A 14,980-nucleotide genomic window follows, 5' to 3' on the forward strand; every position below is an offset into this window, starting at 1 on the left:
CGCTTATCCTCGCCACGTCACGTTCAGGGGTTCCGCCATCCACGGCATCCGGGTCATGGCGAAGCTCCACGGCAGCCGGTCCAGCAGCATGTCGAACGACTTCTGCGGAATCTTCAGGTGCCAGGCCTCGTCCTCGTGATACAGATGTCCCTGGCGCTGCAGGAAGGTCTCGCGCAGTCCGGCGATGGAGGTTTTTCCGAGCGCGCTCCAGTGGGTAATCACGCCGTTCAACATTTGTTCGATGATGGTTTTCTCTTTGTCGGTGATGCTGATGCCCGGCACGATAGGCGTGCCGCCGTGGATGCCGCATAGCAGTTTGTTGAGCACGAGCTGGTATTCCGGCGTGGATTCCTCACCGGTGACCACGTATTGCAGCAGGTGCACGGCGCGTTCGGCGGCTTCGTCGCTGACGAACTTGCCGTCGACGGTCAGTTCCAGGATGCCGAACAGGCGCTGCACGTAGGGGATGACGATCACCAGGCCGGCGTTGTGGATATTCGCCTCGCCGGTGAACGGCAGTTCCTCTTCGCTCGCGCGCTTGGCCGGCGCTGGTTTCTTCGCCAACGGCACGGGCTTCGCCTCCGCCCAAGGCTGCAGCAATCCCACCAAGGCCTGCTCCGGCGTAACCGCCGCCGTGTCCATCGCCGCAACCGCTTGCCCAGCCAGCGCCGCCACACCCGGCGCAGTTGACCCGGCCGGCGCTGTTTGCTCAGCTGGCCCAACGGGCGCGGTTGGCTCGGCTTGCGTGGTTGATGCCATCGGTGCCGTTTGTTCGGCGGCTCCGCTCGCAGTCGCCTTGGCCACCTTGCCCAGCCACACCTCCGCATCCGCTTGCTGGTACTGGCCTGCCAGGTGGATCACCACGGCGCGCATCCAGGCTTCGGGGGCGGCGTCAACAGCGTCATCGGCAAACGCCGCCAAGTAGATCGCCTTCCAGATACGCCGGTCCAGCATCGCCGGCACGGCGGCGAACGATATCGGCAAACCCTTGTGCAGTTGACGCAGCAGCACCGGCAAGCGCCCCGCCACCGCCGGCCGCAGTGCCGCGAACAACCGCGCCATGCTCGCGCCAGGTAAGGCATCCGCCAGCCGCTCCAACGCGCGGCGGTTCGCCAGCGCAACGTCCAACTCCCCTTGCTGCGCAACGCCATTCTCGGCAAAGGCCCGCTGCATCAGCGAAGCCAAGCCGGCCTGCTCATCCGCATCCAACTCCGCATCGCGCACCAACAGCATGCTGACCGTCGCCTCCGCCCCGCCAATCACCTGCGCAGACGACAAGAACAACTCCTGCTCCAGAGCACCCAACAATGGCGAAGACTGCTTCCCGGTCCGCAGCACCTCATACCACGCATGGTGGAGCTGCAAGCGCTGGTCATCACTCGTCGCCGGCAAACTGCTGCTCAAGCCGCGCAGCCAGGCAAGTGCATCGACCTCCGGCTTCAGCGCCTGCTCGAAAGCAAAGCGCAACACATGCTGCTCAAACGCATCCGCCGACAACGGCGACGGCAGCATCGCGCCGCACTGCAAGCCATACTGCAATATCGGCCCCACCAGCCGCATCGCCGGCCTGGACAGCGCGCCCAGCAAGTCCTTCAGCATGGCGGCATCGGTATGCGCCACCAGCCGCTCCCGGACATCGCTGCGCGCCAGATAGTGCCGCGCCGCCTCCGCCAGTTCGGTCGCGTGGGACTGAACGAGATCCGGCCAGATGATGTCCAATGAAGCGAAATCGGCTTGCAGCATCGCCGTCGCCAAGCGCTTCGGCAACGCCTGCCTCAGCTGGGCAGGCAATGCCGACGGCACTTGCGGCGCAGGCTCGTCCTCGACCGGTTGCACGCTGTCGACCGGAGCCGGCATCGACGCCAGCCCGTCAGCCAGTATCTGTTCAAGATCGACCGGCTGATCGACGGTCAACTGCTTGAGCACCTCAAGCAGGAAAGCCTGTGGAGACGCCGCCCGCACCGCATGCGCCTCAATCGCCGTCATGAACAACGCCGTATCCCCGCCCTGGTGACGCAACCAGGCGCGAACCAGTTGATGCATCTGTGCAGAATCCAGGCCGCCCGGTTGCGCGCCCTGCCCGGCGATGAACTGCTGGATCGCGGCGCGGGACTGCAGCGCTTCGGCCAATGTCATTTCGATCGGCGCATCCGACTGTTGGGACAGCGCCTCCAGGTCAAGCGCCTCTCCGGCCTGCAAGCTGGCCAGCACACGTTTCATGAATCGCACGGGGTCCTCGATACGCTGCACCTGGGCGTCGATAGCCGACAGCATCAGGCTGCAATCCTGGTTGACAAGCTGCGGGTCGTGCAACAACCACCAGTTCAGCCATTGCCGCAGATCGGCCAGTGACAGCGATTGCGTCTGGATGTTCAGCTTGCCCTGCTGCCAGTCGTGGAAGGCGGCCAGCGCCGGCTCGACATCGCCAGTCTTGATGGTCGCAGGGGCCTCCTCTTTCAGCATGGAGACAATGACGAGCGCGACATCATCGTTGGCAAGCGCCAGTTGGGCTGCCGATTGCGCGAGTGCGATCTGGTCTTCGGCGGATATCGCCTGCGGCCATTGCTGTGTGAATTCCTGCAGCAGCTCGGCCGTGACCGGTTGCAATAGCGCCGCCAGATCGGTTCTCTGCCGAGCGCTGAGCGTCGTCAGTGCGCGGCCGGCGGCGCGGATGGCGACCTCTTCAAACAAGCGCTGCCAGAGTGTTCGGAATGCGGTGCGCTGCACGGCACCCAAGCTTCGCCATACGCGTGTCAGCAACATCAGGCCGGCCTGCTGGTTATGCGACGCTTCGTGATGCGCGGTGAAACGGTCCACTTCGACTTGCGGTTGCTGGTCTGCCGGCAATGGATTCGAGATGGGGTGGTCTTGCGACGCCGGTTTGATGCCGCTCTCGCCAACAGCATGCGATTTCGCCGATTTTGTAGGGCGTGGTGCAGGCGTATGACCAGCGGGCCCGGCCAGCATCGCGTTGAATGCTGCGGTGCCGGCATCACCTGCGAGCAACAATCGGACTGCCGCTTGCGCGATGGCCGTTGCGTCGCGCAGCGGGCCCGCCTCCGGCCATTGATGCGCGAGTTCATTGACTTGTGTGCCGGCGAACGGCAGGAGGCGGGCTGCAAGGTCGGCTTTCTGCTGCGCGGTGAGCGTGGCAAGCGCGCGTGCATCGGCATGGCGAGCGATCTCGCTGGACAGGCGCTGCCAGACACGCCGGAATGCCAGCCGCTGCACTGGATCGAGCGCCGACCAGACGCCTGCCAGCAGAGGGGTTTGCTGGTTGCTGGCGGCATCGCGGGCCGGTGCATCGGGCGCAGGGATTGGTGCTTCGTCCTGGACTGCATCGTTTGGCAATGTGCTCTTTTCGGTGCTGCTTCGATGCGCTGGCGACGGGGTGGCGAGCATGGCCTTCACGGCGGCGCTGGCATTGTCGCTTGCCAGCAGAAGATTGAGCACTACCTCGGTTTGCGACGTCCCCCAGCCCTCACCGAGAGCGGACAGCAGCGCAACGGCGATTGGGTGGACCAGCTGTCTGATGTCGGCGGCTTGCTGGGCGCCGAGTGCCGCCGGAACGCGGCCACCGGAGCGGCTGGCGATCTCGCCGGAGAGGCGCTGCCAGATCGCCGCGAATGCATCGCGCTGCGACGGAGCGAGGGTTTGCAAGACGCGTTTCAGCACGATCAAGCTCGTTTGCGCGCCAACTTCCGCTGCGGCCGCTGCGGCAGCGGCTTCGGTTTTAGTCTCGACAGCATCAGCATCGACAGCAGCTCCGATTCCCGCTGCAACGGCCCCAGCATCGACTTCGGCTCCAGCTGCAATGGCTTCTGCGTCTGCTTCTGTGTCCACTTCAGTTCCAGCTGCGACGGCTTCCGCTTCTGCGTCCACTGCGCCGGCGGCGGCTTCGGCGTCCGCTTCGGCGTGCAATGCTGCTTGTAGCGCGGCGATGTGCGGTGACGGCGCGAGATCCGGCCTCGCGTCCACCGGAAGCGCAGGCGCACGATCATCGGCCATGTCAACCGCCCCCCCCAAGCTGGCGAGCATGGCCGCCACTTCGGCGCGGGCGTCGTCGCTTGCCAGCAGGAGCTTGAGCAACGCATCGATATGTGAAGGCGCCCAGCTATCGGAAAACGGCGCCAGCAACTCGATTGCGAGCGGGCGTAGGAGCTGTGCGAGGTCGGACCTTTGCTGAGCGCCTAGCGTCGACACTGCGCGGCCACCGCTGCGACGGGCGACCTCGTCGGACAGGCGCTGCCAGCTGCTGGCGAACGCTTTGTATTGTGCTGATGTAAGGCCGGTCAAAGCGCGTTCAAGCAATGTCCGGCTCTCTTGCTGGATTACCAGATCTTGCGCACGGTCGCCGGCGGCGGCCTCCTCCGCGCGCAACGCGGCTTGCAGTGCGGCGATGTGCGGTGCCGGTGGCCGATCCTGCCGCGTTGCCGCCGAATTCGAAGGCGCACGATCATCGCCGCCGGCGGGCATAGCCTCCCTGCCGGCCAGCATAGCCGATACTTTGGCGCTGACGTTGTCGCTCGACAGCAGGAGCTTGAGCGTTGCATCGGTATGCGCAGCTGTCCATTTGTCGGCCAATGGTGCCAGCAGCTCGACTGCAAGCGAGCGCAGGAGCTGCACGAGATCGGCCTTTTGCTGAACGCCTGGCGCCGACAGTTCGCGGTCGACGGTGCGGCGGTCGATTTCGTCGGACAGCTGCCGCCAGATGGTGGCGAATGCTTTGTGCTGTGGCGGCGTGAAGCCAGCCAAAGCGCGTTCCAGCATGGCCAGGTTCTGATGGTGGCTTGCCTGTTCTTGTACAGTGTCACTGCCTGCGGCGGCATTTTCCTCCGCGCGCAATGCGGCTTGCAGCCCGGCGATGTGCGGTGACGGTGGACGATCCTGCCGCGTTGTCGTCGAATCCGGCGAAGTAAGATCTTTGCCGCTGATGGGATGGATCGGCACGCTGGCCAGCATGGACTCCACTTCGGCGTGGGCTTCGGCGCTTGTCAACAGGAGGTTGACCGTTGCTTCGGTCTGTACAGGTGTCCATTTGTCGGCCCATGGTGCGAGCAGCTCGATTGCGAGTGGACGCAGGAGCTGCGCGAGGTCGGCTTTTTGCTGGGTGCTTAGCGTTGATAGCAGTCGGCCGCCGGTGCGGCGGGCAATCTCGCCGGACAGGCGCTGCCAGATTGTGGCGAACGCTTTTTTTTGCGTTGGCGTGAGCGTCTTGAGGGCGTTTTCCAGCAAGGTCTGGCCTGGCGGCTGTGGTGCGGTGTCGCTGGTGGCAGCGGCTTCTTCCGCGCGCAAGGCGGCTTGCAGAGCCGCCATGTGCGGCGATGGCGCGCGGTCCGGTTCCGCTGTAGGGCTGGTGGCTGGTGGTTGGCCGCTTGCGCTGGCTGGTGGCTGCTCGCTTGCACTGGCCGGTGTGGACTGGTTTGAGGTTAATGCCGGGCTGCCTTGCAACAGCAGGTTTAGCAGGGCTTCGGTGTGCGATGGCTGCCATTTTTCGCCGAATTTGGCGAACAATTTGGTTGCGAGCGGCTGCAGGGTGAGCAGCAGGTTGGCCTTCTGCTGCGTGCTGAGCGTGGTCAGGGCTCGGCCACCGGTGTGGACGACGATCCCGGCTAGCAGTTGTTCGCGGTTGACGCGGAAGGCGGCACGCTCGCCTGCATCGAAACTTTGCCAGGCGCCGGCGAGCAGCGCTGGGCCAGCGGCGGTCTTCGCCAGGACGGTGGCGGTCGCAACTACAGTCGCGGCGGTGGCGACCACAGTTGCGGGGGCTGCTGCTGTTGCGGCGGTGACGTCAACGGTCGGCGCGATCGCAACGGTGAAGGCGACAGCAGGCGAAGTCGCGGTGGCGGTAGTCGCGGTGGCAGTGGCAGTCGCGGCGGTCGCGGTCGCGACGGCGGTTGCAGCTGTGGCGGTGGCAGCGGTGGCAACAGCATCAGGTATCGGCATGAGCATCGATTCGACTGTGCTGGCTGCGCCGTCGCCGGCGAGCAGTAGCCGGAGGACTGTGCTGATTTGCGCGGCATCGAGGCCGGCGAGCAATTCATTCGCATGCTGGCGCAAGATCAGCGTGAGGTCGGCTTTGCCTTGCGGATTGAGCTCGTCGATCTGGCGGGTGCCCAACCGCTGGCGGACCTCGGCGCTCAGCGTGGCCCAGGCAACTTGCAGCGCAATGCGTTGCGGCGTCGTGGCCCCCGATAGTATGCCTTGCAAGTGCTGCAGGTCCTCGCTGTCGTTCGGCAATGCCGGTGGCGCCAGGCTGGCCTGCAGCTGATGGCGCCAGTCGATTTCGATGCCTGCGTCATGCTTCAGCGGCATCTGCTGCGCACGGGCCCTCGCCTGCTCCGGCCAGGCGTCCGTCAGCAGCGCCGCTACGCTGCGCAAGGCGCCGTCGTCGAACTGTCGCACCAGGCGCGTCAGCATCCGGGCATCGTTGACGGCGGATCGCAGCACGTCCAGCGCTTGCGGCAGGTCCAGTACCTGAAGTAGCAATTGACGGTGCGCGTCGCCTGTCGCGTTCACCAGCCACGGGGCGAGGCGGCCGGTACGCAGGAAGCGGAGCAGCAGCTCGCCCGGCGGCGCTGCGCGCTCGTCGGTGACGTCGATAACCCCCGATCCAATGGACATGCCGACCTGGCCGGCCGCGCCAGCCATCATCTCGCCGTCCACCGGCCACTGCAATGCTTCCGACAGCCTGTCGAACAGCCGTCGCGCCAGCTCGCTGGCCAAGTCGTCCTGCGATACCGTGCCCAGATCGATTTCCAGCTGTTCGATGCGGCGCAGCCGGTCTGGCTGGTCGCACTGCGCCAGCACCTCGTCCATGACCGGCAGCAGCGACGCCTTGATCATGTCGGCCAACGCCTCGCCATCGTCGGCCGCACCGGCCAGCGAGATGTCGAACGTCAGTCCGTGGATGAGATTGGGCGCGCGCAGGTTCATAGCCATACCCTGTTGGTCTGGTGCCTGGATGCGCTGGCGAGGAAGGCCGTCAATTGCGCCGACGCCGTGTCGAGCCGGTCGGTCAGCTCGACGCTGCCGTTGGAGACCGAGGCCAGCATCTCCAGCCAATAGTGATAGCGCAACTCGAACTGCGTCATGAACACGAAGTCCAGCCAATAGAACGTCGGCAGGATATGCGCCGGCAAATTCTGCGCGATCATTTCCTCGACCCACGCCCGGCAACCGAGATCGGCAAAGCGCGCGGTGAAGCCCGGCAGGACGATGCTGACCCGGTGCGCGTGGAAGGCCGGATCCAGCTTGAAGCCAGCCTGCTCGCCGCGCGGCCGCAACAACAGGTGCTCCAGCAGGTGGAACCCCTCGCACCCCTTGCTCAGCGCGATCAAGCGGTCCATGAATTGCTGGCCGTACCGTGGCAACTCGTCCAGCGGCTTCAGCGCGATCGGCCAGCAGCGCTCGCCGTCCACGTTCAGGCACAGCCAGCCTTGCTGGTCGCCGGCTTCCAGCACGCTGTAGTTGCCGCGATGTACGCCCGCCTTCATCAGCGCCGGGCTGACTGCGGCGTGCGGCAAGTCGATCGTTTCGATATCGGCGGCGCCTTCGTACCTGGCCAATGGCGTGGTATCGCCGAGCTTGACTTCCGGCTGCGCCAGCGCTTCCAGATAGCGCTGGTCGCCGACGAACCGCACCTTGTCGTTGTCGATGCCGCCTATCAGCGAACGGCCGACGGCGTCCTCACTGCCACCGCACAGCAGCTGTATCCGGTGCTGAATCGACGCATAGTTCAGGCCATGCCAGTAATCCGCCTGCATGTGCATGGCGTTGCCGCGATTGCCGCTCAGCCGGCACAGATGGTTCAGCAGGCGGATTTTGCAATCGATCAGGTGCAGCTCGATGTCTTCGGCATGGTAGACGTCGTAGCGGCGCATGGCGTCGGCGGGGAACACTTCGCCGTAGACCGCCAGCAGGCTGTCCAGCACGCGGTTGCGGCGGTCGGTGTAGGCGTCCTGCTCGCGCAACACCGCCTGCACTTGCTGCGGAGTGCCCTGCTCGCCGTACAGCACCTTCAGGTTGGGTACCTGGGTATCGGTCAGGAATTGCGCGAAATACGTCTGTTGCAGCGAGGCGTCGATCGAATAGAGGTGCTTGATGCCTTGCAGCGAAGCCAGGTAGTTGGCCATCAGCTGCTCGAACGGATACAGATAGGCTTTCAACTGCCGCGCGCGCGCATGCACATCCGGCGGCTCGGAGCTCGGCACGCCGTAGTGATTGATGCCGTAGATGGCCGGCGTGTGCTCGCCGACCGAGCTGTATTCGGCCAGCTCGCGGTATTGTCCGCGCGGCATGCTGACCAGCCGGTGCAGATTGCCGACGTTGTTGCGGAAGGCGTCGTGCTCGAATTCCAGCTTGCGCAGGTACAGCTTGACCTGTTCGCGGAACTGCACCGCGCTCTGGCGCGGCGCGGCCAGCTGGCCGGCGCCTTTGCCGCGCACCAGCCGCAACGCTTCCAGCGATGCATCGGTCTTCGGAAACGCCAGCACCGGGCAGATCTCATCTGTGTGTTTCATATTGATCTGCGCGTGCCGCTGGTCCTCGCGGTCCAGCAGGCACAGGCTCTTGACATGCTTGACGCCGGAAATATTGCGCACCAGCGAAATCAGCTTGACGACATCGACATCGTAGTTCGAGCGCTCGAAGTGGCTATCCTGGATATAGCCGTGCCTGGTCAACGGACCGGTCAGCAACTCTTCCCAGCTCATACCCTGGTTCAGCGCCTCTTCAAAGCGCATGATCTGGCCGCCGGACGAGATCGCCTTGCCGCAACGGAAATAGATGTCGGCATAGATTTCAGCGGCAGGACGGCTGTCGTCGATTTCAATCTCGCCACCCAGCGTGTAGGGCTCGGACTGCACCATGTGGACCCGCTCGACGTCGCGGCACAGGTTGCGGTGCATGGACAGCAGCTCGACCACGTCCCGCCGCAATTGCTCCCAGTCGGACTCGCCTTCCCTGGTCATCGATTCATGTGGCTTGATATACACGCGGAACAAGCCGCTGGCCTCGCCGTCGTCGCGGGCGGTCCTGATCCACACATCGTCGACCTGCGGCAAATCGTCGTAGATCAACTTGCAGAAATCGATCTCGGTAACCGGCGCGTTGGGGAAGATATCCTGCGGCGCAAACAGCGCCTGCCGGTGATAGTCGATAGAGCCCGACTCGTCGGTGAGGAAATCGGCGACGTCGAAATCGGTGCGGTAGACCAGGTCGGTCAAGCCATAGCACAGCATCTCCAGCAGCGTGACGCCGGGATCGTGCAGGTTGTAGTCGGTCCAGGCGTCGCGCGACAGGCCCTGCAATAAAGCAATGCCTTTGCCCCGCAGGCCGCTGAAATCCAGGCCATCGGGGTCGGTCTGCACACGCTTGATGTGGTCGTCAGCCATCGCGCATCCGCATCTGCTGGTGCATGCTGCGCAGCAGTTGGTTGACCCGGTTGAACGGCATCTGCCCCAGCGACGACAGGATCAGCCGCATCTGCATCGGCCCGACCACGAAATGCACGCGCTCCGGCTCGCCGCCGGCGGCGGCAAACGCGGCCTGCGCCTGCTGGTTCAGATGGCCGATCAACTCGAACACCTGCTTGAACGGCAGTTCAGCCAACCCTTCCAGGATCAGGTTGGCCTGCTCCGCCGTCAGGTCCAGCTGGATGCCATTGCTGTTCGGTTCGCACATGGTGTCAGCTCCTCACCTTGCCTTTGACGTCATATTGCGGGCTGGGCTGGCGCTGCGGCTGCTTGTCGCTGTCCAGCATCAGCGTGTCCTGCCACAGCTGCGTCATGTGGTACTTGATCCAGACCTTGTCGCCGTACGAACAGCCGACCCGCATCTGCAGCTTGAACGAGAAACGGTCCTGCTCGTCGCGCAGCCAGCGCAGTTCGATGCGGCTGCATTTGTTGCCGAAGTGAGCCTGGTGATAGGTGATCTCGCCGCTGCCCGAGCCGAAGGCGTTCATGGCGAAGGCATGCATCACCGCGTAGCGTCCTTCGCTGTCCTTGGCGCCGGCGCCCGCCATCACTTCCCACGCCTGGCAGCCGGTCATGAAGTCGGTGATGTCGTACCAGTTGCTGTCGGCCGGCACCGCCAGCTCGCCGCTGCGGCCCACGCGCGCGTTCGAGGCCACCGTGCCGACCACGTCCAGCTCGTACTTGGGATTGTTCTGGCGGATGCCCACCAGCGTGCGCTGGATCTTGTCGCTGTCGGTGGTGCTCGACAGCGTCAGCAGCGGCTGCGCCTGGCCATTCTGGAAACTCAGGCTGTTGCTGGCCTTGTCCAGCTCCAGCGACCACAGCGCCTCGCCGATGTTGATATCCTTGTAAAAGCTCAGCAGCTTGCCGCCTTGCAGCTGCTCCACCTTGAGCCCGTCCTCGGGCGACTTGTCGAAGCCTTCGTCGAGCATGTTCAACATGGAATCGATCAAGTCGGCGAAATCCTCCTGGGTCGGCATTTTTCCCTGCTGGAAGTGTTCCTTCAGCTCGGCGCGCGGGATTTTTTTCATGGTTTGTTCCTCGAAGAGATGATGAAGGTGGAGCCCACCTTGAGTTCCTTGATGCCGATCGGCACGCCATCCCTGGTTTCCAGTCGATCCGCCGACAAGATCCAGTGCTGGTTCATCGGCACGGCGATGCTCCATGGATAGCTCGGATGGATGGTCTTGCTGCCGGCGTCCTTGCTGCGCGCGTTGTCCTGCAAGCTGTAGCGGCGATCCGTGCTGAGGCCGAGCGGCGCGATCTGCAGCAGCGAAACGCCGGTGACCTCTTCCACGCAATCGAGGTCCAGCAGGAACGCCACCACATCGTGCTGCCGCAGCGTCCAGCCGAAGTGCTGGTGTATGCCCTTGGCGTTCCACGGCGACAGGTAATCGCACAGCTCCTGGTTGATGCGTTCGATCAGGCGGCCGCTGTTCAGCTGGGACGTCAGCTTCACCGTGCAGCGCACCTGGATCTCCTCGTACACCGGATTCTCGACGCTGATGGTGGCGTCGCTCATCGCGTACTGGCGGATGAACTGCTGGATTTCGTGGATCAGGTGGCCGCTCAAGGTCGGCCGCTGGTTGACGTGGCCGTCGCGGTTCAGGTGCGGGATGGCGACGATCAGGATATGGCCCGGCCGTACGCGGCGCGCCTCGTCCTGCTCCGAACACAGGTTGGCGAAGCACTTGACCTTGTAGACCTGGGGGAAGCGCTCCAGTATCAGCAATTCGTAGTCGGCCGCCGTCAGCGCGCGGCTCTTGTGGCGCAGCCGTTCGCTGGCGCGGACGCGGAACTGCGACGCGCTCTCGGCCGCCTTGCCGTCGAACGAGCGGCGGACCTGGTAGATGCTGTCCACGCCCGGAATATTCTTGGCGCTTTTGGTGATGCGCATGGCCGGCATCACCGCCTGCGGCTTTTTGCCGCGGTCGGCCCGCCAGGTGACCTTGATCGCCTGCGCATAGATCGCGTACAGGCTGCAGAAGCGCTCGACGCCGTCCTTCGCCGTCGCGCGCAGCCAGAACACGCCCGGCGGCATCACCGTGTTGGTGGTGTCGATATCGTCCGGCAGTTGCAGCAGGACGATGCCGCTGGTCATGAAACCCTTGGTCGAATCCTCCAGGATGCTGTTGGCCGCCAGTTCGCGCCAGCGGTTGTCGGACAGGTACCACCACCGCAGGCCGGCATCCTTGATGTGCGTCATCGGCAGCGAGTCTTCGCGCAGGTAGAAATACAGCGACAGCGTGCCGCGCAGGTCCTTGCCCTCCACCCCGATCAGCAGATTGCCCGGATGCTCGTACACCGGGATCTGCGAGATCAAGCGGGTGTCGGCCGAAAACATCGCCTGCCAGCCCAGCGGATGCAGATGGAAGAAGCTCTCGGTCTCGGCCAGGCTGGCCGTGGCGGCCGGCTTTTCAAAGGCGATGCGCGCGCTGGCCCGGTAATTCAGCGCGATGCGGCTGATCTGCGGCGTGTAGGGCGGATTCGGCAAGGGCTTCATCAGCAGCGGCTTCTTCATCTGCGCGTTGTGCGTCAGCACCTGCGACAGCAGGCCCGGATACTGCTGGTGGCCCAGCGCGCCGTCCGGGCCCTCCAGCGTCAGCATGAACAAGCCGTTCATGCTCGACGAGGTATAGTTGAACGGCACGCCGTCCACCGGCGGCATGCGCAGCGGCTTGTAGTACTGCACCGTCGGCTGGAAGCTGATGGTGCTCTCCGGGCTGGTCAGGTTGGTGGGACTGCCGTCGGCATTGACCACGTAGCGGAACACCGGCGCCGTGTCGCCGGTCTTGATCCAGCGGCCATCGGCCAGCACCGACACGCTGGCCTGCACCTCGCCGCTCTTCAGCGGCACCGGATAGGCACGGTAGTACTCGGCAAAGCCGCCCAGGCCGGCGGGCAAGCCGGTCCATTCGACATCGATCGAGAGGTCGCGCAACTGCTTGTACAGGATTTCCTCGCAGCCGACGATCATATAGGCGCCGACCGCCGGCAGCGGACCGAACGGCATGAACGGCGCGAGCGCGCTCAACTGGCCGACCTGGTTGTGCAGCAGCAGCTTGCGCACGCCGCGCACGTCGACATCGATGCGGATGTCCTGCAGGATCCAGTTGGACAGGATGTCGTACGGATAGCGGTACTCGTTCTGCGTCATCTCGAAGCGCGCCACCGGCAGCGTGGTGTCGTAGCCGGCGCCGTGCAGCGCGGGGTTGTAGCACTCGGTGGCCGGGGCGCTGGCCGGCAGCACGAATTCCAGCACCAGGCAGCCCGGCGGCAGGCTGTCGTCCATATCGCGGTACTCGGGCCGGTATTCGGGCAGGTGATACCAGCCGTCCGCCGTCGTCACCGAAATGCGGAACATGGCGCGGAACAGCCGCACGAACACATCGCTGACACTGAGCTTGCGGACCACGTTCTGGCGGCGCTTGGGATTGCGCCGCACTTGCTCCATGATTTCCTTCAGCGTGGCGTCGACCGGATTGCGCTGCGGATCGACCGGGTCGCGGTACTGGAACAGCACGCGCACCTTGCGCTCGCCTTCGCGCAGCAGCAGCACCTTGCTGGCGACGGCAAAGCCGAAACCGGCGCTGACGCGGCCATGCAGCGGCTCGCCCGGCTTGGGCGCCCCCATCAGCGGCATCGGCGGCAGCTTCTCATGGTCGCGTTCATCGCTGTCGAGTTGCAGCATCTCGAACGCCCGATGGTAGCTGCCCACCGTATCGTCGCTGGCGTTGCGCTCGAAGTACAGCGAATGCACGGCCGCCACGCGGGCGTCGCTCAGCGTCGCGGCGCGCTCGGTGGCGTAGATGATGTCTTCCAGGTTGTCGTCGACGCCGCCGATGAACTCGGCGCCCGCCTCGATCTGGATCTGGCGCGCGGCCGCAGTCGGCCGTATCACCAGGAAGGCGCTGTCCGGCTTTTGCGGCTGCGGCTGCATGTCCAGCACGCGCTGGTAATAGAAGTCGATGCGCTTGTCGCCAAAGCGGTTCAGCCGTTGCAGCAGTTGCTGGAACAGCTGGATGAAGCCGATCAGCAGGCTGATGCCCGGATCGTGGTCGCCGCTGTCCAGCGATTTCGGCAGGCGCTGGCGGATGCCGTTCTGCAGCATGCGCACCGCCTGCGTCAGCGTATGGAAGCTGTGGCGGGCCTCGGTGATCTCGATCGGCCGCGGCGGGATCTCGCGCCAGCGGGTCAGGCCGATGAAGTGGCGCGAGAACAGCGGGCCGGCGTCCTCGGGCAGGCTGGGCGGCACCGACGCCGCCAGCGCCTCCATCTCCACCTCCAGGCCGCGCAGGATGCCTTCCAGCAGGCGCTTGACTTCCTGGCCGATCACGCCCTGCAGCCGCAGGATGGCCGACATCCAGCCGTCCAGCACGCGCGCCGCCAGCAGCGGCGAATCGATGACGTCGCGGTAGCCGCCGTCGAGCGGCTGGACCATGTCGCGTTCGAACCAGTCCGCATAGCGCGGCTGGCGCTGCAGGCGCTGCTCGAACAAGGCCAGCATGCGCTCGGTGTCGACCGCCAGGACGGCCGCCATCAGCACCGTTTCATCGGCGCTGAAATACTGGTTCCAGTCGCCGTCCGCGCTCAGGTCCAGCTGGAAGAAGCGCACCAGGCGCGCATACTCCGTCGCCAGCGCGAGCAGCTGCTCGAACGACATTTCGTTGAGCTGGAAATAGTCGCCGCACAAGGCCTGCGGACGGCGGTGGAACTGGTCGCGGCCGTCGCTGACGAACAGGTGCGCCGTCATCGCCGCCATCCATGGATGCTAGATCTGCACATCGCTGCCTTCCCGGATGTAGAACGGATAGACGATGTTGTGGCGGGTGTTGGTGCTGATGATGGTGTAGACGATCATGAAGTCCAGCCGCCCCTCCAGCGCGCCCGTGCTGTCCTCGACAATGGACTCCAGGGTCACGCGCGGCTCGAAGAACAGGATGGACTGGCTGATCAGGTCCTTCAGGATGGTGATGGTGCTTTCGTTGATGCTGTCGTAGATATGGCTCTTGATGCCGCAGCCAAAGCTCGGCTGCATCACCCGCTCGCCCGGCGTGGTCGCCAGCAAGAGGCGCAGGCTTTGGCGGATATCCTCTTCGGCGCTGACCATGCGCACGCCGCCGCGCCGGGAAAACTCCGGCGGGAAGCTCCAGCCCGTGCCCAGGAAGGCGTTGTCGCTGTCCACGATGCGCGCCACGTCAGCCACCGACCATCACGGTCGGCAGGCCGAACACGATATTGCCGCCGTGGGCGGTGGTGTCGCCCATGCGGGCGGCCGGCCGGCCGCCGATCAGCACCGTGGCGCTGCCCTTGACGATGCTGTCCGGCGGGCCGACGCAGACGCACAGGTCGCCCACCACGGCGGCCGGCAGGCTGCCGATCAGCACGTTCGGCACGCAGGGGCCGGTGATCGGCCCGCCGACGTGCGGTATCGGCGGCAGCCCCGGCGTCACCATCGGGCAGACGTGCATGTCGGTGATGCGGGAGGCTGGCGGCATGGCGGG

At 64.9% G+C, this 14,980-nt stretch carries 7 protein-coding genes; all 7 read right to left on the minus strand.

What is annotated here, in order from left to right; genetic code table 11:
* Window positions 1-3: 3 nt before the first annotated feature.
* The 7 genes from ACEN9F_RS03935 to ACEN9F_RS03965 all read right to left on the minus strand — a co-directional run bounded on the left by ACEN9F_RS03935 (window position 4) and on the right by ACEN9F_RS03965 (window position 14,974).
* Entirely contained in the window at window positions 4-6,936 is a 6,933-nt protein-coding gene (locus ACEN9F_RS03935; protein WP_413418033.1) for a contractile injection system tape measure protein, read from the minus strand.
* On the minus strand, window positions 6,933-9,395 hold the full coding sequence (locus ACEN9F_RS03940) for a hypothetical protein (RefSeq protein ID WP_413418035.1): 2,463 nt from the start codon (window positions 9,393-9,395) through the stop codon (window positions 6,933-6,935). Before ACEN9F_RS03940 ends, ACEN9F_RS03935 begins: the two co-directional genes overlap by 4 nt.
* Entirely contained in the window at window positions 9,388-9,684 is a 297-nt protein-coding gene (locus tag ACEN9F_RS03945; protein ID WP_413418037.1) for a hypothetical protein, read from the minus strand. The genes ACEN9F_RS03940 and ACEN9F_RS03945 overlap by 8 nt, the downstream gene beginning before the upstream one ends.
* 4 nt (window positions 9,685-9,688) lie before the next feature.
* Window positions 9,689-10,507, minus strand: coding sequence for a hypothetical protein (locus ACEN9F_RS03950; protein ID WP_413418039.1), 819 nt, complete (start codon window positions 10,505-10,507; stop codon window positions 9,689-9,691).
* Window positions 10,504-13,917 carry a baseplate J/gp47 family protein gene (locus ACEN9F_RS03955; RefSeq protein ID WP_413426960.1) on the minus strand — a complete coding sequence of 1,138 codons (3,414 nt, stop codon included), beginning with the start codon at window positions 13,915-13,917 and terminating at the stop codon, window positions 10,504-10,506. Before ACEN9F_RS03955 ends, ACEN9F_RS03950 begins: the two co-directional genes overlap by 4 nt.
* 330 nt (window positions 13,918-14,247) lie before the next feature.
* Entirely contained in the window at window positions 14,248-14,673 is a 426-nt protein-coding gene (locus tag ACEN9F_RS03960; RefSeq protein WP_413418041.1) for a GPW/gp25 family protein, read from the minus strand.
* A gap of 1 nt (window position 14,674) precedes the next feature.
* On the minus strand, window positions 14,675-14,974 hold the full coding sequence (locus tag ACEN9F_RS03965; RefSeq protein ID WP_413418043.1) for a PAAR domain-containing protein: 300 nt from the start codon (window positions 14,972-14,974) through the stop codon (window positions 14,675-14,677).
* Window positions 14,975-14,980 lie beyond the last annotated feature (6 nt).

This window comes from Duganella sp. CT11-25, assembly GCF_047302815.1.
GTDB lineage: Bacteria > Pseudomonadota > Gammaproteobacteria > Burkholderiales > Burkholderiaceae_D > Rugamonas.